General features: G+C 25.2%; 18 protein-coding genes. 8 read left to right on the forward strand and 10 right to left on the reverse strand.

Features of this window, described 5'->3' with window-relative positions; all coding sequences use genetic code 11:
* Positions 1-29: 29 nt before the first annotated feature.
* The gene (locus ABLL_RS05105) at positions 30-671 is read right to left on the reverse strand and encodes an adenylate kinase (protein ID WP_014473714.1); all 642 of its coding nucleotides are present in this window, start codon (positions 669-671) and stop codon (positions 30-32) included.
* A gap of 131 nt (positions 672-802) precedes the next feature.
* Here ABLL_RS05105 and ABLL_RS05110 point away from each other — a divergent pair, with 131 nt between their 5' ends.
* Complete coding sequence (locus ABLL_RS05110) at positions 803-1,372, forward strand: adenylate kinase (RefSeq protein WP_014473715.1); 570 nt, start codon at positions 803-805, stop codon at positions 1,370-1,372.
* Positions 1,372-2,133: a molybdopterin-binding protein gene (locus tag ABLL_RS05115; RefSeq protein ID WP_014473716.1), complete on the forward strand. Its 762-nt coding sequence runs from the start codon at positions 1,372-1,374 to the stop codon at positions 2,131-2,133. The genes ABLL_RS05110 and ABLL_RS05115 overlap by 1 nt, the downstream gene beginning before the upstream one ends.
* Position 2,134: 1 nt before the next feature.
* Here the strand turns inward: ABLL_RS05115 and ABLL_RS05120 are convergent, their stop codons facing one another.
* The 3 genes from ABLL_RS05120 to uvrC are packed head-to-tail and all read right to left on the reverse strand — an operon-like array spanning position 2,135 to position 5,675.
* Complete coding sequence (locus tag ABLL_RS05120; protein WP_014473717.1) at positions 2,135-2,803, reverse strand: tetratricopeptide repeat protein; 669 nt, start codon at positions 2,801-2,803, stop codon at positions 2,135-2,137.
* Positions 2,800-3,822, reverse strand: a complete 1,023-nt coding sequence (locus ABLL_RS05125; RefSeq protein WP_014473718.1) for an alanine racemase — start codon at positions 3,820-3,822, stop codon at positions 2,800-2,802. Before ABLL_RS05125 ends, ABLL_RS05120 begins: the two co-directional genes overlap by 4 nt.
* A 2-nt stretch (positions 3,823-3,824) precedes the next feature.
* Positions 3,825-5,675, reverse strand: a complete 1,851-nt coding sequence (gene uvrC, locus ABLL_RS05130; RefSeq protein ID WP_014473719.1) for an excinuclease ABC subunit UvrC — start codon at positions 5,673-5,675, stop codon at positions 3,825-3,827.
* Positions 5,676-5,792: 117 nt separating this feature from the next.
* Between uvrC and ABLL_RS05135 the strand changes: the two genes are divergently transcribed.
* The gene (locus ABLL_RS05135) at positions 5,793-6,437 is read left to right on the forward strand and encodes an N-acetyltransferase (RefSeq protein ID WP_014473720.1); all 645 of its coding nucleotides are present in this window, start codon (positions 5,793-5,795) and stop codon (positions 6,435-6,437) included.
* Here ABLL_RS05135 and ABLL_RS05140 read toward each other — a convergent pair.
* The 4 genes from ABLL_RS05140 to ABLL_RS05155 form a co-directional block, all read right to left on the reverse strand.
* On the reverse strand, positions 6,421-7,716 hold the full coding sequence (locus tag ABLL_RS05140; protein WP_014473721.1) for a diguanylate cyclase: 1,296 nt from the start codon (positions 7,714-7,716) through the stop codon (positions 6,421-6,423). The genes ABLL_RS05135 and ABLL_RS05140 overlap by 17 nt on opposite strands.
* A gap of 73 nt (positions 7,717-7,789) precedes the next feature.
* Positions 7,790-8,536 (reverse strand): choline/ethanolamine kinase family protein, encoded by a 747-nt coding sequence (locus tag ABLL_RS05145; RefSeq protein WP_014473722.1) that lies wholly within the window; start codon positions 8,534-8,536, stop codon positions 7,790-7,792.
* Positions 8,526-9,098, reverse strand: coding sequence for a nicotinamide riboside transporter PnuC (pnuC, locus tag ABLL_RS05150; RefSeq protein WP_014473723.1), 573 nt, complete (start codon positions 9,096-9,098; stop codon positions 8,526-8,528). The genes ABLL_RS05145 and pnuC overlap by 11 nt, the downstream gene beginning before the upstream one ends.
* 53 nt (positions 9,099-9,151) lie before the next feature.
* Positions 9,152-9,628: a glutathione peroxidase gene (locus ABLL_RS05155; RefSeq protein WP_014473724.1), complete on the reverse strand. Its 477-nt coding sequence runs from the start codon at positions 9,626-9,628 to the stop codon at positions 9,152-9,154.
* 297 nt (positions 9,629-9,925) lie between these two features.
* Between ABLL_RS05155 and ABLL_RS05160 the strand changes: the two genes are divergently transcribed.
* From ABLL_RS05160 to ABLL_RS05180, 5 genes are all read left to right on the forward strand, one after another.
* Positions 9,926-11,950, forward strand: coding sequence for a methyl-accepting chemotaxis protein (locus ABLL_RS05160; protein ID WP_014473725.1), 2,025 nt, complete (start codon positions 9,926-9,928; stop codon positions 11,948-11,950).
* Between the two features lie 145 nt (positions 11,951-12,095).
* Positions 12,096-14,108, forward strand: coding sequence for a methyl-accepting chemotaxis protein (locus ABLL_RS05165; RefSeq protein ID WP_014473726.1), 2,013 nt, complete (start codon positions 12,096-12,098; stop codon positions 14,106-14,108).
* 169 nt (positions 14,109-14,277) lie between these two features.
* Positions 14,278-16,677 (forward strand): methyl-accepting chemotaxis protein, encoded by a 2,400-nt coding sequence (locus tag ABLL_RS05170; RefSeq protein WP_014473727.1) that lies wholly within the window; start codon positions 14,278-14,280, stop codon positions 16,675-16,677.
* 211 nt (positions 16,678-16,888) lie between these two features.
* Complete coding sequence (locus ABLL_RS05175; RefSeq protein WP_014473728.1) at positions 16,889-19,345, forward strand: methyl-accepting chemotaxis protein; 2,457 nt, start codon at positions 16,889-16,891, stop codon at positions 19,343-19,345.
* Positions 19,346-19,452: 107 nt separating this feature from the next.
* Positions 19,453-20,148 (forward strand): SapC family protein, encoded by a 696-nt coding sequence (locus ABLL_RS05180; protein ID WP_014473729.1) that lies wholly within the window; start codon positions 19,453-19,455, stop codon positions 20,146-20,148.
* A gap of 12 nt (positions 20,149-20,160) precedes the next feature.
* Here ABLL_RS05180 and ABLL_RS05185 read toward each other — a convergent pair whose 3' ends face one another.
* Positions 20,161-20,823, reverse strand: a complete 663-nt coding sequence (locus ABLL_RS05185; RefSeq protein WP_014473730.1) for a response regulator transcription factor — start codon at positions 20,821-20,823, stop codon at positions 20,161-20,163.
* A 3-nt stretch (positions 20,824-20,826) separates the two neighbouring features.
* Positions 20,827-21,885 carry a hybrid sensor histidine kinase/response regulator gene (locus ABLL_RS05190; RefSeq protein WP_014473731.1) on the reverse strand — a complete coding sequence of 353 codons (1,059 nt, stop codon included), beginning with the start codon at positions 21,883-21,885 and terminating at the stop codon, positions 20,827-20,829.
* Positions 21,886-21,917 lie beyond the last annotated feature (32 nt).

Consider the following 21,917-nt stretch of genomic DNA (forward strand, 5'->3'; position numbering starts at 1 on the left):
TGCCCCTTTTTACTTTTTGAAAAAAGAGTTTACGCTAAAGCGTTGAACATATCTGCTGTAACTTCTGAAACATCTTTTGTTCCATCAAGTTCCATAAATACACCCATTTTTGTATAGAATTCAATTAATGGTGCAGTTTGTGTGTGGTATGCATCAAGTCTACTAATAACAGTTTGGGCATTGTCATCTTTTCTGATGATTAATTCACCACCACAGTAGTCACAATCATTTTCTTTTTTAGATGGATTAAATTCTACATGGAAAGATGCTCCACATTTTGAACATACTCTTCTTCCTGTAATTCTTCCAACGATTAATTCATCAGGAACATTTAATGAGATAACTTTATCTAAAGAGATTCCCATATTTTTCATTAGTTCATTTAAAGCCTCAGCTTGAGCTAAAGTTCTTGGAAAACCATCAAGAATAAAACCATCTTTACAGTCAGACTCAGCTAATCTATCTTTAATAATACCAATAATAGTAGAATCTGGAACTAACTGTCCAGCGTCCATAAATTTTTTTGCTTCCATTCCCATATCAGTTTTATCTGCAATAGCTGCTCTTAAAATATCGCCTGTTGAGATTTGTGGAATGTTATATTTTTCGATTAAAAATTTTGCTTGTGTCCCTTTACCAGCACCAGGTGCTCCAAATAGCATTAAATTCATATTTCGTTTCCTTAATTTTTCGTGTATTGTATAAAAAAAGCTTTTAATAATACATAAGCTCTAAATACTACATCAAGAATTTAAATGATTTTTGATACAATTATTCCCTCAAAATTCAACTAAGGTTATAAATGAAAAAATTATTTTTAATTATTGGGGCACCTGGCAGTGGCAAAACTACTGATGCAGAATTAATTGCAGTAAATCACAATAATATAACTCATTATTCAACTGGTGATATGTTTAGGACAGAAGTATCAAGTGGATCTCAAAGAGGTCAAATAATTGAAAAATATATAAGTGCAGGAAATATTGTACCAATTGATATAGCTATTGAAACAATTATTGGAGCTATAAAAAAAGCATCAACAGATATTGTGATTATCGATGGATATCCAAGAAGTATAGAACAAATGGTTGAATTAGATAAATATTTAGCAAATGAAGATGAAGTAGAGTTAGTAAACTGTATAGAAGTTGAAGTTAGTGAACAAGTTGCAAGAGATAGAGTTTTAGGACGTGCAAGGGGAACTGATGACAATGTTGAAGTATTTAACAATAGAATGAAAGTTTTTGCTGAACCATTAGAAGAAATTAGAGCATTTTATTCAAAAAAAGATTTATTAAAAGTAATAAATGGGGAAGGAACTATTAAAGAAATTGTAGATGAAATGGAAAAATTTATCCAATCGAGAATTTAATGAGTACTCAAAAAATCAATTTTTATTCAGTAATTATTGGTACTGAATTACTAAATGGACGTCGTAAAGATGCCCATTTTTCTTTCTTAAATGAACAACTTTTAAAAAGAGGTTGGGAACAAAAAGGCTCTTTTGTAATAGAAGATGACCAAAAACTTATGTTTGATATTTTTAATCTTATAAAATCTGATCCAAATTCTGTTATGTTTTGTTTTGGTGGAATTGGAGCAACTCCTGACGATTATACTAGAGTTGTAGCTGCAAAGGCATTTACAAATGGAAAAATGGAATTTCATGAAGAGGCAAAAAATAGAATTATAAATCAATTTAAAGAAGAAGCTTATCCTCACAGAATAAATATGGCATATCTGCCAATAAATGCAAAACTTCTTACAAATGTAGTAAATAATGTAGCTGGATTTTATCTTGAAGATAGATTTTTTTTCACTCCAGGTTTTCCATCTATGAGTCAAGCTATGGTAATGGAAGCATTAGATAAATTATATCCAAAATCAAATATTGAAAAATATAGAAATACAATGACTATAGAAACAAGTGAAAATGATTTGATTGATACTATGAAAAAAATTCCTTCACATCTTGATTTTTCATCATTACCTAAAATAATAGCAGATAAAAGAAAAGTTGTGATTAGTCTTGCTGGATATGATAAAGATGAAGTTGATAAATATTTTCAATATTTTATAGAATTTTGTGAAAAAAATGAAAAAGAGTTTATCTTAGAAGATATAAGTTTATAGTTTATTTAACAGGCTCATTATAATCACCAATTTTCCAACCATCATCTTTTGGATATTTTCCTAAATTATAATCATTCCAAACTTTTACACAAAGTTTGTTTCCTTTTTGGTACTCATCATTTGCAAAAACATGAGCTCTTCCAAAATTTGGAAAAACTCCCATTCCTGCTGCATACATATATGCAATATAGCAGTTTGCTTCGTACTCTTTTTGTTTTGAAGCTAGTTTGAAGTAGTGTAAAGCTTTTTCATAATCTTTATCTACTATTTCTCCCATCAAAAGAAATCTTCCTATCATCATTTGAGATTTTGCATGACCTTTATTTGCTGCATCAACAAAAAAATTATAGGCTTTTATTAAATTATAATATTGAGTTGATTTTGATAGATGAATTTTTCCAAGAACATAAGTCGATTCTAAAAATCCTAAATTTGAAGCTTTTGTGAAATATTCATATGCTTTATTTACATTTTTAGCTATTCCATCACCAGTTAGATAAATAATACCTAATTCATGGATAGCTTTTGGATTATTATCTTTCTCTAACTCTTTATAATAACCCAACGCTTTCATTGTTCCTTGCACTTTATGAATAGTATAAACTTCTTCAAATGTCATTGCATTTGAAAGAGTTACTAAAACAAAAAGTGAAAGAACAAATTTTTTCATACTATTTCTTTTTCTATATTTGGATTTAGTGTTGTTGTGATTTCATAAGTAATTGTATCATGAACTTTTGCTAAAGTATTTACATCATCAAAAATACAAACTTTTTCATCATCTGTATTTAAAGATAAATTATCCATTGATACTCGACCTAAAACTTTATAACCTTTTGGAGTAGTATAAGTTTTTCTTTCATTTAATCTTAAAAAACCATCTCCATAACCAACATCATAATTTGAAACAATCATATCTTCAGTTGCTGAAAATTTACCACCATAACCTACACTTTGACCTTTTTTTAAAGTTCTAGTTGAAATTCTATTTGCCCAAAGTGACATAACAGGTTTTAATTTTGGAAATTTAAATACATCTGCATTATCTATGTATCCATAAGTTGCTATTCCAACTCTTGCAAAATCTTCGTCAAAATTTGCCGTTCTAAAAAGTGCTGCTGAGTTACAAGAATGGAAAGCCGGAATAGGTAAAGAAAGTTGTTCACATATTTTTTTCACATTCTCTTTAATACTAGAAAAAACGGCTTTTTGCCAGAAAAAGTTTGTTGATAATTCATCAGCACCTTTATGATGTGTGAATACTCCTGTAATGTGTATATTTCTCTTAGAAAGCCCTAAAATAGCCTTTTCTAGCTCAGAAGGTTTTATTCCACTTCTGTGCATTCCTGTATCAATTTTGATATGGACATTTGAATTTATGGGTAGTCTTTCAATGTCTTCACATGTGTTGAGTGCTATGTGAAAAGTATGTGAATAAGTGTGAAAAGATTTTTCTGCAAGTATTACAATATAATCAAAGAATTTTTCAATTTTAAGTGCATCATCTATTGTTCTAACGACTGCTTTTTTAATTCCATATTCACTTGCAAGTTTTCCTATTTCAATAAGTCCATGTCCATAAGCATTATCTTTTAAAACAACTGCAACCTTTTCAATTGAGCCAGCTTTTTTTGAAATAATATCTAGATTGTAAAATAGATTTTCTTTACTTAATAAGATTTTTGCCAAAATTAATCCTTTGAGGCTATAAAATAATTTAAAATTGTATTTGCATCTTTTTCATTTAATACATTTTTTAATTCTTCTAAAGATGCATTTTTTATTTTTTCAAATTCTCCAAAATATAAAAGAAGCTTTTTGATTTTTGCTTCACCAATTCCTTTGATTTGTAATAAAGAAATTTGTTTATCTTGGGCTCTTTTTTGTTTTTTATGGAATGTTATAGCAAATCTGTGAGCTTCATCCCTTTGTCTTTGAACGAATTGTAATCTTTTATCACTTGTTAATAAGTTAAAACTTTTAAATTCACCATTTTTATTTTTATAATGAATTATATCTTTTGCTGCACCTTTTGCTCTGTGAGCTTTTGCATCAAGTTTTTCTTTTGCAATTGCAATAATATCAAGATTAACTCCAACAGATTGTACTATGTCATATGCCAGTTTCAAAAGAGTTTCTCCACCATCTATTATCCATAAATCAGGTGCCGGATTTTTTTCAAAACTTTCAACTCTTCTTATTAACATTTCTCTCATTTGAGAGTATTCGTCTTTTGATTCAAGATTATAGTGTCTAAAAGCTTTTTTATCAAAAGAATTTAAAGTTTCATTCCAAACTATCATAGCTCCAACAGTTGCTTGTCCCATCATATGAGAGTTATCGAAACTTTCAATTATATATGGAAGAGTTTGAAGAGTAAATAACTCTTTTAAATCCTCATAAATAGAAGTTTGATTTTTTGATGATTCTAGTCTTAAAAGTTCATCACAGTTATTAAAGGCAATTTGAACAATATCTTTTTTCTTATCTTTTTTAGGATTTATAATTTTTATCTTTTTATTAAATCTTGTATATAAAAATTCTTCAATCTCTTTTGTTTCTTCTAATTCACATCCAACTAAAATCTCTTTTGGTAAAAGAGGAATTTCATTGTCATAATAGTTTATAATAGCTCTTTTATAGGCCTCTTCATAATCAAAATCAAATTCTTGTGTAAAATTATCAATTTTTAAAAAGTCATGACTTGATGAAGTTAATTTTCCATCTCTTAAAAACATTCGTACAATTACTGCTTTTTTATTGTTTGTAGTTATTACGAAGATATCAATATCTTCATTTGTAGCTAAATCAATTCCAGTTTTTATTTGTGATTTTTCAATAGTTTTGATTCTATCTCTTAAAGTCATTGCCTCTTCAAATCTAAAATCATTTGAATATTGAAGCATTTTTTCATTTAGTTTAGAAATGAGTTTTGTTTTATTATAGATAAATTCTAAGGCATTTTCTACTATTTTTGCATAATCATCTTTTGAAATCTTATTTTCGCACGGAGCATAACATTTTTGTATTTGATGAAATAGACAAGCTTTTTTACCTTTTACACAAGATTTTTTTTGAACTAATGGAACAATCTCATAAATGCTATCAAGCATATCTTTTGCACCTGTTGAATAAGGTCCAAAATATTTTATATTTTTGCTTTTATGTATTTTTCTTGTGATTTCAAGTCTTGGAAAATCTTCATTGTAATCAATAAAAATATATGGATATGTTTTATCATCACGAAGTAAAATATTATATTTTGGTTTTAATTGCTTGATTAATGAATTTTCTAAAATAAGTGCATCATGTTCATTTGGTACAACAATCCACTCAAGAGCTTCAACTTCGCTAATCATTTTATAAATTCTTGGACTTAATTTATCTGCTGGTTGTAGTTTTGGCACAAATTTAAAATATGACTTAACTCTATTTTTTAGAACTTTTGCTTTTCCAATATAAAGTAAATGACCATCTTTATCAAAGTATTGATAAACTCCCGAATCATTAGGAAGTTGTTTTAGTTTCTCATGTAAATTCATTTTAGAATAATACCCTAAAGAGTTTTAAATATGTAAAAAAAATTCATGTATATAATATAAACAATTAATATCTCTAATCTTTATAAAATAAGACTAGAATGAAAAGAAGGATAAAAAATGAAAGTTATTGAATTAAACAGAGAAGAGTATCTTATCTCAGTAAAAAAAATTGCTGATTTTAAAAGTTTATCATTTTCAAAAAATGCTCTTGAATGGTGGGATAATTATTATAGTTGGGAAAAATTTCCACCAATTTGTTTAATTAATGATAAAAACAAACATTTATGTTATTTATTTTATTCTATTTCAAAAGATAATGAATATTTAACTATTCATAATTTATTAACACCAAATATACATAGACATAATGGATATGCTTACAAATTATTAAAATATCTTTTTAATCATTTATCAAATCAAGATATTAAAAGATTTAAGATGAATTGTGTGAGTTCATCTTTAGATTTTTATAATAAATTAGGATTGGAATATTGGGGAATAAATGATTTATCTCAATATTATTGTGATTTCAAAATGCCAAATTTAGATATTAGTGAAATTCCTCAAATAGTAAAAGATTCAAAATTAAGTGAATTAAGTGATGAAAGAGTTTTACAAATATTTGAATCATTAAAAAACAACGGAACAACATTGGATGATAAGATGAAAGAAAAATTTGAAGATTCTAAAGAAAAACTAAAAGGAAAATATCATTTTGATTTACTTCTAAAAAGAGCTATAAAAGTTAAAAATGATATATGACAGTTTTATTTCTTGAATCTTTTTTTGCAATATAAAGCGCTCGATCTGCTCTTAATATAATAGAATCTAAATCTTCATCATCATCTTTTAGTTGGCTAATTCCTAAGCTAATAGTAATTTTTACATCAATTTCATCATTTTTATAACTTGAAGTTTCAACTATATTTCTTAGTTTTTCTGCAAGAATAAATGCGCTATTTTCATTAGTATTATTTAATAAAATAGTAAATTCTTCTCCACCAGTTCTTGCAAGAATATCTGACTTTCTTACACATTTTGACATTTTATTTGCAATAAGTTTTAAAATTTCATCTCCAATATGATGACCATAAGTATCATTTATTTGTTTAAAAAAATCAATATCAATACAAATTATTGATAAATCATTTTTTTCTCTTTTTGCTAAATGAAAAGCTTTTATTCCTATATCAAAAAAATGTCGTCGATTTGATAAATTTGTTAAATAATCAATAGTTGAAATTTCTAGTAATTTTTTATTTGCTCTTCTTAACTCTTTTGTTCTTTGATTAACTTTACTTTCAAGAGTCTTATTTAGTTTCATGATATTTAATTCTCTTGTATAAATAGAATGAATTGTAAATGTAATAATTATTATGAATATAATCGAAGTAAAAAATGTAACAAGATAAAGTAAATTGGTTTTTGAGTTTATAATCTCTATATTTTCTGTATAATGTTCAGTTGGAATACTAACTCTTATTCCTCCAATTATATCTCCAACTTTATAGTTATTTGTATTATGACACTCCAGACAAGATACTTCAACTTTTAAAGGTGCAACAAAATCATATTTATATTTTCCTATACTTGTATAAAATTCTTCATTACTATTTTTCAAACTCTTTAATGCAAGTTTCTCAAAATCATCAGGAGCATTTATTGGATTCAGAGGGTTCAAACTGGTAATTTTAAAAAAATAATTTTCTTTTTTGTTAGACATTTCTGATATTTGTCTTGTCATCCAAGCAGGATTCATTTTTATAAGTAATTCACCATTTTTAGTATATTCATGATTATCTTGTAAATAAGGATTTGGTTTTATTCCATCATGTGCTTTTATATAAACTGCACCATGATCAGAACTCCATTTTCTGGTATTTACTATGTTATTAAATAGTGTTGATGCTTGTTGAAATAATATTTTTTCAGAAATCTTTTGATAATCATCTTTTGTATCACTTATATACTTTATTATAAAAAGTGTAAAACAAAATATCATTGTAACTGTAAAATAAATAAGTAAATTTTTATTTTTCATAGACATCTTTTTAATTATTTTATAATAATTATAACATAAAAATAATTTTTTATGCTAGTAAAATATAATATTGTTATTCATAATTTATAAACCATAAAGTACAAAGATTTTTATATATTTTTTTATAAAGTTCTAATTTTTTAATATCATTTTTTTTAATTTTTTTTAAATATGTTTTTAATAATATTTTTTCTTCTATATTATTTAATGAAAACTCTATACAAACAGAAGCTAAATCAAAAAATTTATCATTTGTTCCAACATATTCCCAATCAATTATTTTTATTTTATTATTTCTAAAAATTATATTTTTGGGATTTAGATCATGATGCGTTAAAACTAACTCTTTTTTGTACTTTTTTAATGTATTGAGATTTTTAAAAGAGTTTTGTAAAAGTTTTTGACTTTTTTCATCTTTTAGAATTTTTTTATATGAAAGTAAATCTTTTTTTATATTATAAGATATAGTTTTTATTTTTATTTGATGTAGTTTTTTTATTTTTAAAACAAGAGTTTTAAGTTCATGAGTTTTCAATTTTGTTTTATGAAATCCCTTTTGATATTCATAAACCATAAATTTATTATTTAAAAAAATAGGTTTTGAACAAATATCTTTTTTGTATGCAAGTTTTTGGATTTTAAATTCAAATTCTCTACTAATATTTACACTACTATTTGATTTGAAAACTCTGATTACATAAGAGTTAATTGATGTTTTTAAAAGATAACTTATATTATTAAACCCTTGATTTTTTAGTAATTCAAGGCTTAATAATTTTTCTTTAAAAATATTATATGTTTCTAATTCTTCAATAGTCAAAACTTAAATACTCTTTTTTCCATTGTTTAAATGCAATTATTGCAAGAATAGTATATATTGAAAATAAAACAGCTGTTAAATAAAAACCTTTATGTATATAAATATAAATCGAAACAGCATCTATAACAACCCAATAAAGCCAGTTTTCTAATACTTTTTTTGTAAGCATATAAGTAGCAAAAACAGCAAAAACAGTTGTAAATGTATCTAAATATGCATAATCTGCTCTTGTATAATTTGCCATATAATATCCCAAACATAAAGAGATAATAGTCAAAGAAAGGATGATTTTTATATTTTTAGAAAAACTATAACTACTTATTTCAAGTTCTTTTTCTATTTGGGTTATATTTCCAAATTTCCAAGAATACCAACCATAAAGAGCCATTATTAGATAAAAAATATTTAAAAAACTATCCATCAAAAGTGAAGCATCAAAAAACAAAATACTATAAATTAATGTACTAAAAAATGCAGCAGCCCAACACCAAAGATTTTGTTTTATAGCAAGTATTAGATATGTAATTGATAAAAAAACTGCTAACATTTCCCAAGAAGTCATATATGAAATTGCTTCTTGGATATTATTTAAAAAATTTTCTATTTTTTATACTTTTATAAAAGATTTAATATATCTTTTTCTATTGATTCTGGAGTTGTAGAACTTCCGTATCTATTTACAATATTTCCATCTTTATCAACTAAAAATTTTGTAAAGTTCCATTTTATATCTTTTGTTCCTAAAATACCTTTTTGTTCATTTTTTAAAAAAGTATATAAAGGAGATTCATTTTTTCCATTTACATCTATTTTGGCAAACATATCAAATTTTACATCATAAGTTAAACTACAAAACTCTTTGATTTTTTCATTTGATTCAGGTTCTTGATTTGCAAATTGATTTGATGGAAATCCTAAAATCATAAAATCTTTATTTTTATATTTCTCAAAAAGAGTTTCTAATCCTTCATATTGACCTGTAAATCCACATTTACTTGCAACATTTACAATCAAAAGAACTTTTCCTTTATATTTTGACATTGAAATCTCTTTGCCGTCAATTGTTTTTACATTAAAATCATAAATACTCATATTGTTCTCCTTTGAAAATAATGAACTAAAAATCAGTAAAATTAAAAGTAATATCTTTTTTATCATTGTTATTCCTTAATTTAATCTAAGAGAAATTTTATCCTATTTATCTTTATTTAATATAAGGATATATTTACGCTATATTTGTTTGATATTAAAGATTAATTTAAAAATGATACTTTTATAGTATTATCGTTTAGTATTATTATAATTTAGAATTGAGTCATAAAATAATGGGAAGGTTTGTATATATAAGAGCTTCTAAGCTTTTAATATAAATTTATAATAGGAAAAAAAATGCTTAAAAATTTAAAAGTTGCAAAAAAACTTATTTTAGGTTTTGGAATTGTATCAGTATTGATTATTGTTTTAGGAATAGTTTCAATATTAAAAATGGAAATAGTTAATGAACAATCAACTGAAATGGCAGAAAATTGGATGCCAAGTATTGTAATAACAAATAAAATTAATACAGAAACATCGGATTTTAGAATATTTGAATATGACCATATCTTATCAAAAAGTGATGAAGAGATGGCAAATAATGAAGTTCAGATGAAAGAAATTTTAGCAGTTATGAGAAAAGATTTTCAAATATATGAAAAATTAATATCTTCAGATGAAGAAAGAGCTACATTTGGGAAATTTACTGAAAAGTTCAATGAATATTTAAACTTACATGAAAAACTTATTGCTGCTTCAAGAGAAAATAGAACTGAAGATGCACTTAAATTGGTTAGAGAAAGTAATAAGGTATATAATGAGTTTTCTTCAATATTAATCAGTTTAGTTGATTTAAATATCAAAGGTGGACAAGACTCAAGTTCTGAGGGTGATGTTATATACTCAAATGCAAAAATATTACTTATAAGTATTATTGTTATTGCTATTTTTATATCTATAGCAATTGCATTTTTTATTACAAATTCAATTACAAATTCTCTTAAATATTTACAAGAAGGTTTATTTAGTTTCTTTGCATATTTGAATAAAGAATCATCAAAAGTAGAATTAATTAAAGTTGATTCAAAAGATGAATTTGGAGAAATGTCTCTTGTAGTAAATGAAAACATTGAAAAAACAAGAAAAGTAATTGAAGAAGATAATGCTTTAATTGAAGATGCAAAAGTAGTAATGAGCAGAGTAAATAATGGATGGTATGGACAATTTATTGAGAAAAAAACTTCAAATACATCATTAGAAGAGTTTAAAAATAATGTAAATAAAATGATTCAAGACACTAGAAATAGATTTACTCATGTAAATGAAGTTTTAACTCAATATTCAAATAATGATTTTAGAAAAGTTCTTCAAATGGAAGAAAATGATGAAAAAGGTGGAGTTTTTGAAAACTTAGTAAATGGGTTAAATTCTTTGCAACAAACTTTAACTCAAATGTTAATAGATAATAAAACAAATGGATTAACATTAAACGCAAGTTCTGATATATTGTTATCAAATGTAGATAAATTAAATTTAAGTTCAAATGAAGCAGCAGCATCTTTAGAAGAAACAGCAGCAGCACTTGAGGAGATAACTTCAAATATTAGAAATAATACACAAAATATAGCAAAAATGGCAAAATTATCTAATGAAGTTACGTCTTCAGCAAATCAAGGTGAAAAACTAGCAAATCAAACAACAAATGCAATGGATGAAATAAATAATCAAGTAAATCTAATCAATGAAGCTATAAGTGTAATTGACCAAATTGCTTTTCAAACAAATATACTTTCACTTAATGCAGCAGTAGAAGCAGCAACTGCTGGTGAAGCAGGGCGAGGATTTGCAGTTGTTGCACAAGAAGTAAGAAATCTAGCATCACGAAGTGCTGAAGCAGCAAAAGAGATAAAAGCAATTGTTGAAAATGCAACAAGTAAAGCAAATCAAGGAAAAGAAATAGCTTCAAATATGATTGATGGATATAAACAACTAAATGAAAATATATCTCAAACTATTAATTTAATTCAAGATATAGATATGTCTAGTAAAGAACAATTAAGTGGAATAGAACAAATAAATGATGCAGTGAATCAATTAGACCAACAAACACAACAAAATGCTATGGTAGCAAATCAAACTCATGATGTAGCTGTTGTTACAGATGAAATTGCAAAATTAATTGTTGCAAATGCAAATGAAAAAGAGTTTAATGGTAAAAACGAAGTAAAAGCAAAAGATATGAATTTAACTTCTAAAAAAGATACTCATACAATACCTGTGAAAAAAACTACATTAAAACCTTCTTCAACAACTTCAGCAAAAAAAGATACAAAAATAGTATCTACAAAAATAAATAACGATGAGTGGGAAAGCTTTTAGGCTTTCCTTTTATTTAAAAGATTAATCTTTTTTTTGTTTTGTTATTTGTTTGTAATTCTTCTAAAAAGATATTGTTGTAATACTATTTTTCGCTATAATTGCGAAAAATTATACAAATAGTTAAAAAATAATCAGGAGTTTATTAATGTTGCAGAATTTAAAAACCAAACTAAAGTTATCAATACTTTCTTTTGTTGCTTTGGTTGGAATTATCATTTTAGGTGCTTTAGGAATAATTCAACTAAAAGAGGTAAACAATGGTTTAGAAAGAGTTTATAATGATAGAGTTGTTCCATTAGAACAATTAAAAATAATTGCAGATGAATATGCTGTAAATATTGTTGATACGACACATCAAACAAGAAATGGTAATTTTGAATTTGAAAAATGTATATCAAATATCAATAGTGCTCAAGAAAAGATAAAAAATAATTGGAATAAATATTTATCAACATCTTTAACTAAAGAAGAAGAAACATTAGTAAAAGATGTAAATCATTTAATGGATATAGGTAATAGTGAAGTAAATAAAATAAAACAAGCCTGTGAAGATAAAAATCTTGATTTAATCTCAAAAATAACTATTGAAGAACTTTATCCAAATATAGATCCAATTGGTGAAAAAATTTCAGCATTAATTACACTTCAACTAGATGTTGCAAAAAGTGAAACTCAAATTGCAGAAAATATTTATAGCACAAGTATAACAGTGATTATAATGACGATTTTAGGTTCTTTTTTAATAATTTTATTTTTATCATATACGATTATTACTGATATTACAGGAAAACTAAATAGCTTTAAAAAAGAGTTATTAAATTTCTTCTCTTTTTTAAATAAAGAGACTTCAGATGTAACTCTTTTAGAAATTAAATCAAAAGATGAATTTGGTGAAATGGCTGATGTAATTAATGAAAATATAATTAAAACTCAAAAATTAATTCAAGAAGATAATTTCTTAATAGATGAAGCAAAAATAGTAATGACAAGAGTTAATAATGGTTGGTATTCACAATTTATTGAGAAAAAAACTTCAAATACATCATTAGAAGAGTTTAAAAATAACGTAAATAAAATGATTGAAAATACAAGAACAAGATTCGAGCATGTAAATGAAGTTTTAAATTCTTATTCTCATAATGATTTCAGACCTAAGTTCAAAATGGAAAAAGATGATGAAAAAGGTGGAGTGTTTGAGACTTTAGTAAATGGTTTAAATACATTACAAGAAACATTAACACACATGCTAAAAGAGAATAAAACAAATGGATTGACGTTGGATGAAAGCTCGGATATATTATTGGCAAATGTAGATAAATTAAATATAAGCTCAAATGAAGCAGCAGCAAGTTTAGAAGAAACAGCAGCAGCCTTAGAACAAATAACTTCAAATATCAGAAATAATACACAAAATATAGCAAAAATGGCTAGTTACTCAAATAGTGTAACAAAGTCAGCAAGTGATGGTGAAAAACTTGCAAATCAAACAACTCAGTCAATGGATGAAATAAATAATCAAGTAAATCTAATCAATGAAGCAATAACTGTAATTGATCAAATAGCATTCCAAACAAATATACTTTCACTTAATGCAGCAGTAGAAGCAGCAACAGCAGGTGAAGCAGGGAAAGGATTTGCAGTAGTAGCACAAGAAGTAAGAAATCTAGCATCTCGTTCAGCAGAAGCTGCAAAAGAGATAAAAATCATAGTAGAAAATGCAACAAAAAAAGCGAATGATGGAAAAGAGATAGCATCAAATATGATAAGTGGATATAAAGAATTAAATCAAAATATATCACAAACAATAAACTTAATACAAGATATAGAGATGTCAAGTAAAGAACAATTAAGTGGAATAGAACAAATAAATGATGCAGTAAATCAATTAGACCAACAAACACAACAAAATGCAGCAGTAGCGAGTCAAACACATGATGTAGCAATAATAACAGATGAAATAGCAAAATTAATAGTAAATGATGCAAATGCAAAAGAGTTTGAAGGAAAGAATGAAGTAAAAGCAAAAGATATAAAAATAAATAAAAAGGATAATTCAAATCCAATAAAATCAAATTCAAAACAAAAAGATACACAAACAAAAAAAGATACAAAAGTAGTATCTAACAAAACAAACAACGACGAGTGGGAAAGCTTTTAGGCTTTTCTACTTTTTCAAAAAAACTATTCATCCCAAAAAAATATTTACAACTGTTTAAAAAATAATATATTTAGAAGTTTTATTTTTCAATAAAAATGATATTATAATGTTATTAAAAAGAATTATATTTCTAAATAATAATTCTATACCAACTACTCGAGGAGTAAGAATGAATAAGTTGAATTTTGGGACAAAATTATTACTAATTTTAGTTTCAACAAGTATAGTTTCTCTTAGTTTAATGATATATATTGTATCTTCATATTCTTATGAAAATTCAAGAAATGATGCTCAACATTATATAAATGAATTAGCTAAAAAGAATGCTTTAGATATTAGAAATACTCTTGATAAAGCAATAGTTATTTCAAATACAATATCGAATAAATACGGAAGTGCTATTGAACATCATGAAAAATTGTCAAAAGAGGGAACAATAAAATATTTTAAATCTCTTTTAGAACAAAATAAGTTTATTTTAGGCGTATGGTTTACTTTTGAAGATGGAACATTAGTATATGAAAAAAATGATGGTACAGATAAAGAAAATTACTATACAAAAAAAGGTGCATTTCAACCTTATGTTGTAAGAAATAGTGATGGTTCTTTCAATATAGAGCCTTCTTCTGATTTTAACATAAACTCTGAATGGATAAATCTTCCTTATAAAAATAAACAAGTTTCTATAACACAACCATATGATTATGATATAAATGGGAAAAAAGTACTTTTAACTACAGTTTCTTCTCCTGTGTATTTTCAAGGTAAATTTATAGGTGCAGTTGGAGTTGATTTTTCTTTAGATTCATTTAATAAAAAAGTTAATGAAATTAAATTATTTGATACAGGATATGGAACAGTTGTTGATGCTTATGGAAAAATAATTAGTCATGCAAATCCTGAAAACTTAGGAAAAAGTTTAAAAGATTTAACAAAAAATGAAAATATTTTAAAATCGCTAGAAATGTCTAAAAAAGGTGAAGATTATTCATATCTTGCAAAAAATCTAAAAAGTGGTGAAGATTCTTACTCTTATGCTTATCCATTTGAATTTGGTGAAACAAAAAATTATTGGACATTTATAGCTACTGTTCCAGAAAAAGAGTATTTAAAACAATCAAATTTTATTAGAAATTTTTCGATAGTTTCAGGTTTAATAGTATTAGTAGTTATTGTTCTTGTATTGATTTATAGTATGAGAATTTTAAATAAAAATTTAACAACAATAAAAAATGGATTATTAGATTTCTTCTCATATTTAAATAAAGAGAGTAAAGTTGCAAAATCAATACAAATAGATTCGTTAGATGAATTTGGACAAATGGCAAAAATGATAAATGAAAATATCAAGAAAACGGAAAAATTAATTATTCAAGATAATGATTTGATAGAAGATGTAAAAAGAGTTGTTAATGAAGTAAAAAATGGAAAATTCAATAAACGAATAGAAAAATCAACTGAAAATGAAAATCTTGAAGAGTTAAAAAACACATTTAATGAAATGCTTGAAACAACTAAAAATTCTGTATGCGAAGATGTAAACAACGTAATAAAAGTTTTAGATAATTTTGCAAAACTTGATTTTAGAGGAAGAATTGATGATAAAGGTAATATTTCTGTTGGAATAAATAACTTAGCTCAAATAATTAATACAATGCTAAAAGAGAATAAAACAAATGGATTGACGTTGGATGAAAGCTCGGATATATTATTGGCAAATGTAGATAAATTAAATATAAGCTCAAATGAAGCAGCAGCAAGTTTAGAAGAAACAGCAGCAGCCTTAGAACAAATAACTTCAAATATCAGAAATAATACACAAAATATAGCAAAAATGGCTAGTTACTCAAATAGTGTAACAAAGTCAGCAAGTGATGGTGAAAAACTTGCAAATCAAACAACTCAGTCAATGGATGAAATAAATAATCAAGTAAATCTAATCAATGAAGCAATAACTGTAATTGATCAAATAGCATTCCAAACAAATATACTTTCACTTAATGCAGCAGTAGAAGCAGCAACAGCAGGTGAAGCAGGGAAAGGATTTGCAGTAGTAGCACAAGAAGTAAGAAATCTAGCATCTCGTTCAGCAGAAGCTGCACGTGAGATAAAAATCATAGTAGAAAATGCAACAAAAAAAGCGAATGATGGAAAAGAGATAGCATCAAATATGATAAGTGGATATAAAGAATTAAATCAAAATATATCACAAACAATAAACTTAATACAAGATATAGAGATGTCAAGTAAAGAACAATTAAGTGGAATAGAACAAATAAATGATGCAGTGAATCAATTAGACCAACAAACACAACAAAATGCAGCAGTAGCGAGTCAAACACATGATGTAGCAATAATAACAGATGAAATAGCAAAATTAATAGTAAATGATGCAAATGCAAAAGAGTTTGAAGGAAAGAATGAAGTAAAAGCAAAAGATATAAAAATAAATAAAAAGGATAATTCAAATCCAATAAAATCAAATTCAAAACAAAAAGATACACAAACAAAAAAAGATACAAAAGTAGTATCTAACAAAACAAACAACGACGAGTGGGAAAGCTTTTAGGCTTTTCTCACTTTCCCTAAATATTATTATTTTTAAGCTAATTTAATTTTAAATATTAGTTATTTTATGATTTTATAAACAAATAAATATCTGCTTTTAAAAGACTTTTCCTGATTTTTTATAATTATTTAATTATGTATAAATTATGTATTAATAAATTATTAATTATATATTAATTATCATACATATTAAAATTAAAAAAAGGGAAAGTATGAAAAATTTTTCTATAAAGAATAAATTACTCATAATAGTGATTGTGACGATAGTTCTTGTTGCTACAATGATTGCATTGAAGTCAATTTATGAGATTAATAATCTAACAAATAAAAATATTGAAGAGTATAAAGAAAATACTTATGCAACAACTCAAGAAGAGTTGAAAGTTTATACAAGTTTTGCAAAAAATATTGTTGAGAATCTTTATAAACAATCACTTCCAGAAAATGTAAAAGAGAATGTAAAGGAAGATTTGAAAGCTCAAACAGATTTTTTATTTACAATGCTTACAAAATTATATGATGAAGAAAAAGATAAAGTTTCAGAAGCTGAACTAAAAAAAATGCTTTTAGATACTATTGGAGCTGTAAGATATGGTAAAAATAATGATTACTTCTTTGTTTATGATAAAAATTCAACTATTTTAAAATTACCATTAACTCCTCAAAGAGAAGGAACAAAAAATACAGGGAAACATATTTTAGAATTTATTGATACTGCATTTAATAAAGGTGAAGGATTAGTTCCTTATGACCAAGTTATTCCAAATAAAGCTCCTAGAAAAAAAGTATCTTTTGTTAAATTATTTAAACCATTTGATTGGGTAATTGGAACAGGAACATATATAGATAATGTAACAGAAGATTTGCAAAAAAAAGCTTTAGAAGAGATTTCTCAACTTAGATTTGGTAAAGATGGTTATTTTTATGTTTATGATTATAATGGTGTAAATTTAATGCATCCTATAAAACCTGAACTTGTAGGAAAAAATTTAATAGACTTAAAAAGTAAAAAAGGTGTTTACTATATAAAAGATTTAATTGAAGTTGCAAAAAAAGATGGTGGAATAGTAAATTTTGATTTTGAAAAACCAGGTGATGATAAACTATATGAAAAAATAGGTTATGCTGTAGGTTTTAACCAATGGCAATGGATGATTGGAACAGGTTCATATAATGATGAAATAGAAAAAAATATAGAGATATTAAAACAAAATTCACAAGATAAAATCAGTTCAATAATATTTGGAATAATTTTAATAGCAATTATTGTTTCTATAATTATCATTTTATTTGTAACATTCTTTATAAATAAAGAGATAATTGTGCCTTTAAATAGATTTCAAATAGGTCTTTTAGATTTCTTTAAATACTTAAATAAAGAGACAAAAACAGTAGAAAAAATTTCAATTAAATCAAATGATGAAATAGGTTTAATGACTGAAATTGTAAATAAAAATATTGAAAAAACAAATCAATTAATTGAACAAGATGAAAAATTAATATCAAATGTTAAAGCAGTTGTTTCTGAAATAAATAAGGGTAAATTAAAAAATAAAATTGAAGGACAAACTGATAATCAAAGTTTAGAAGATTTAAAAAATATTTTAAATGAAATGTTAGTTTTAATTTCAAGTAAAATAAATGATGATTTAAAAATCATTGATGATGTTTTAGCTAAATATAAAAATATGAATTTTACTTATAGAATAGAAAATCCTCATGGAGAAGTCGCAAAAGCTATAAACTCTTTAGCTGAAACAATAAATCATATGTTAGTAGAGAATAAAACAAATGGATTAACATTAAATGAAAGTTCACATATACTTTTATCAAATGTAGATAAGTTAAATATGAGTTCAAACGAAGCAGCAGCATCTTTAGAAGAAACTGCAGCAGCCTTAGAACAAATAACTTCAAATATAAGAAATAATACACAAAATATAGCAAAAATGGCTAGTTACTCAAATAGTGTAACAAAATCAGCAAATGATGGTGAAAAACTTGCAAACCAAACAACAAGTGCTATGGATGAAATAAATAATGAAGTTAAACTAATCAATGAAGCAATAAGTGTAATTGATCAAATTGCTTTTCAAACAAATATTCTTTCACTTAATGCAGCCGTTGAAGCTGCAACAGCTGGTGAAGCAGGGAAAGGATTTGCAGTAGTAGCAGCAGAAGTAAGAAATCTTGCTAGCAGAAGTGCAGAAGCAGCACGTGAAATAAAAACAATAGTTGAAAATGCAACTTCAAAGGCAAATCAAGGAAAAGAGATTTCAAATAATATGATAGTTGGTTATAAACAATTAAATGAAAATATTACACAAACAATAAACTTAATACAAGATATAGAAATGTCAAGTAAAGAACAATTAAGTGGAATAGAACAAATAAATGATGCAGTAAATCAATTAGACCAACAAACACAACAAAATGCGATGATAGCTTCTCAAACTCAAAATGTTGCAACATTAACAGATGAAATAGCAAAACTAATAGTAAATGATGCAAATGCAAAAGAGTTTATAGGTAAAAATGAAGTAAAAGCTAAAGAGATAAATTTAGATAGTTCAAAAAATGAGAATAATATAATCAAAGCAAAAAAATCTACTTCAAAAATAGATAAAACAACTAATAAAAATGAGATAGATGAGTGGGAAAGCTTCTAAGCTTTCTTCACTTTTCTTAAAATATTTTAGATATTTTTATACATCTTCTTTAGAAACTTTTTCAAATAATTAGATAGAATAAAACCAAAACAAAAAAAGGGAAAAAAGTGTTTAAGAAGTTAGAAGTATTAAATAAAACTCAACATAAAAATAAAGGAATAGAAGAAGTAACAAATTTTTCTTATTCAAAAGAACTGATTAATGCTCCTGTTGCAATATCAGAATTTTTTGAAGCTTGTAAAAATTATCCTATATTTTTTGCTAAAGATAAAGACAATAATTGGTTTGCATCTGTTTTACTTGGTTACAAACAAGGTGAAAATCTTTTTATAGATAAAAAAGGAAACTGGAAAGAATTACACTATATTCCAGCATTTGTAAGAAGTTATCCATTTATTTTAGTAAATAAAGAAAATCAAAAAGATTTAGTAATTGCTATTGAAGGTGAATATTTAAGTGATAAAGAAGATGCCAAAAAACTATTTGATGAAGAAGGGAATAATAGTGAGTTTTTAAATAGTGCTTTAAACTTTTTAAATCAATATTATGCTGATTCTCTTTCAACTACTCAATTTATAAAACAACTTGAAGATTGGGAACTTTTAGAAGAAAAAATTGCAACAGTTGTAAATACAAAAGGTGAAAAATTTAGTTTAAATGGTTTTTTTGTAGTGAATGAAGAGAAATTAAAACATTTAAGTAAAAAGAAAAAAGATGATATTTGTGCAAAAAATGCCTATTCATTAATCACAGCTCATTTGATTTCGCTTTCAAATCTTCAAAAATTAGGTGCAATTAAATAAAAGAAATGTTGGCTATTTTATAAGTTTATAGCCAACTCCTCGTAAGTTTAAAATCATTCCATTTTTTAGCTTTTTTTTGAGTTTATGAACAATAGTTCTCATACTTACAGTTTCCATTTCTTTACTATCCCAAACATATTCGTGAATCATTTCATTTGTTACAGTGTTATTTATATTTTTTACTAAAAGAGTTAAAAGAAGTTTTTCTTTGTTTGTTAGTTCTATTTCAAATTTTGATTTATGTAAAGTTTGCTCCATTAGATTAAATGAAAAGTCATATCCTAAATCAATTATAAAATCGCTATTTTCATCTTTTTTTATGTGACTTAAATGATATTGTATTCGTAAAAATAGTTCTTCAAAATCAAAAGGTTTTTTTATATAATCATTACAACCTAAAGTGTAAGATTTTTTGATATTTTCTATATCAATTTCTGCACTTATCATAATAATTGGAACATTTAAATCATCATTTCTAATAAATTCTAAAACCTTATGACCATCAAATCCTAAAACATTTAAATCTAAGATATACAAATCATATTTACTATTTGAGATAAATTCTATTGCTTTATAACCATCTGTAAAACTATCCACATAAAAACCTCGATTTTGTAAAGATTGTTTTATAATTTTATTTAAAGCAAAATCATCTTCTAGTAAAAATATTTTCATAAATTAATCTCCTTTTATAACTCTATTTTGTGGAAAAATATATTTAAAAACAGTGTTGTTTTTTTCTGAACTTAGTTCTATTTTTATCTCATTTTTGTCACAAATCTCTTTTACAATACTAAGTCCTAATCCTAAACCAATATTTTTATCTTTTTGTTGATAGTAGGCTTGAAATACAGCTTTTGTATCAGCTATTCCTATTCCTTCATCTTTTATTGAAAGGATATAGTTTTCATCTTCTTTATCTAAAGTTATCTCTATTGTTGAGTCTTCAAAAGAGTATTTAATAGCATTTGAAATTGTGTTATCAATAACTCTTTCAAGTTCATAAGAATCCATAAAAACGTCAAACTCTTTATGAATATCCAAAGCTATATCAATATTTTTTATATTTGCCATTTCATCAAAAAAAGCAACCCTTGAAGATAAAAATCGCACTAAATTTATACTTTTTTCTTCAATTGTTCTTTTCTCTTTTTTTGTTAAGTAATATAAATCATTGTAAATAGAAGAAAGGGATTTTGAAGAAGCTTTTATAGCTTCAAATTGTTCTTTATATCCTAAAGTTGATTCTAAATTGTCAATATTTAAACCAATGATACTCAAAGGTGTATTCATCTCATGGATTATTTTTTTTAAGAAAAAATCTTGTTGTTCAAGTAGTTTTGAAATAGTATTTTTACTTTCAAATATTTTAAGTTGAGTTTTAACTCTAGCAATTACTTCTTCTTTTTCAAAAGGTTTAGTTATATAATCAACACCACCTTCATTTAGAGCTTTTACTTTACTTTGTGTGTCATCTAAAGCACTTATAAATATAATAGGAATCTCTTTTAAAACTTCGTCTTCTTTTAATATTTTACAAACTTCAAAGCCACTGATATTAGGCATTTTTATATCTAAAAGTATTAAATCTGGTGGATTTAACTTTGAAGAATTTATAGCAAAGTTAGCGTCAGTTGTTGCTCGTATTAAAAAATTTTCTTCTTTTAAAATAGTATTTAAGTAGTGTAAGTTTTCTGATTTGTCATCTATTATCAGTATTGTATAGTTTTTATCCATTTAGTTATTCTTTTTACAAATTCATATTTGTT

The sequence above is a fragment of the Arcobacter sp. L genome, assembly GCF_000284235.1.
Lineage (GTDB): Bacteria > Campylobacterota > Campylobacteria > Campylobacterales > Arcobacteraceae > Aliarcobacter > Aliarcobacter defluvii.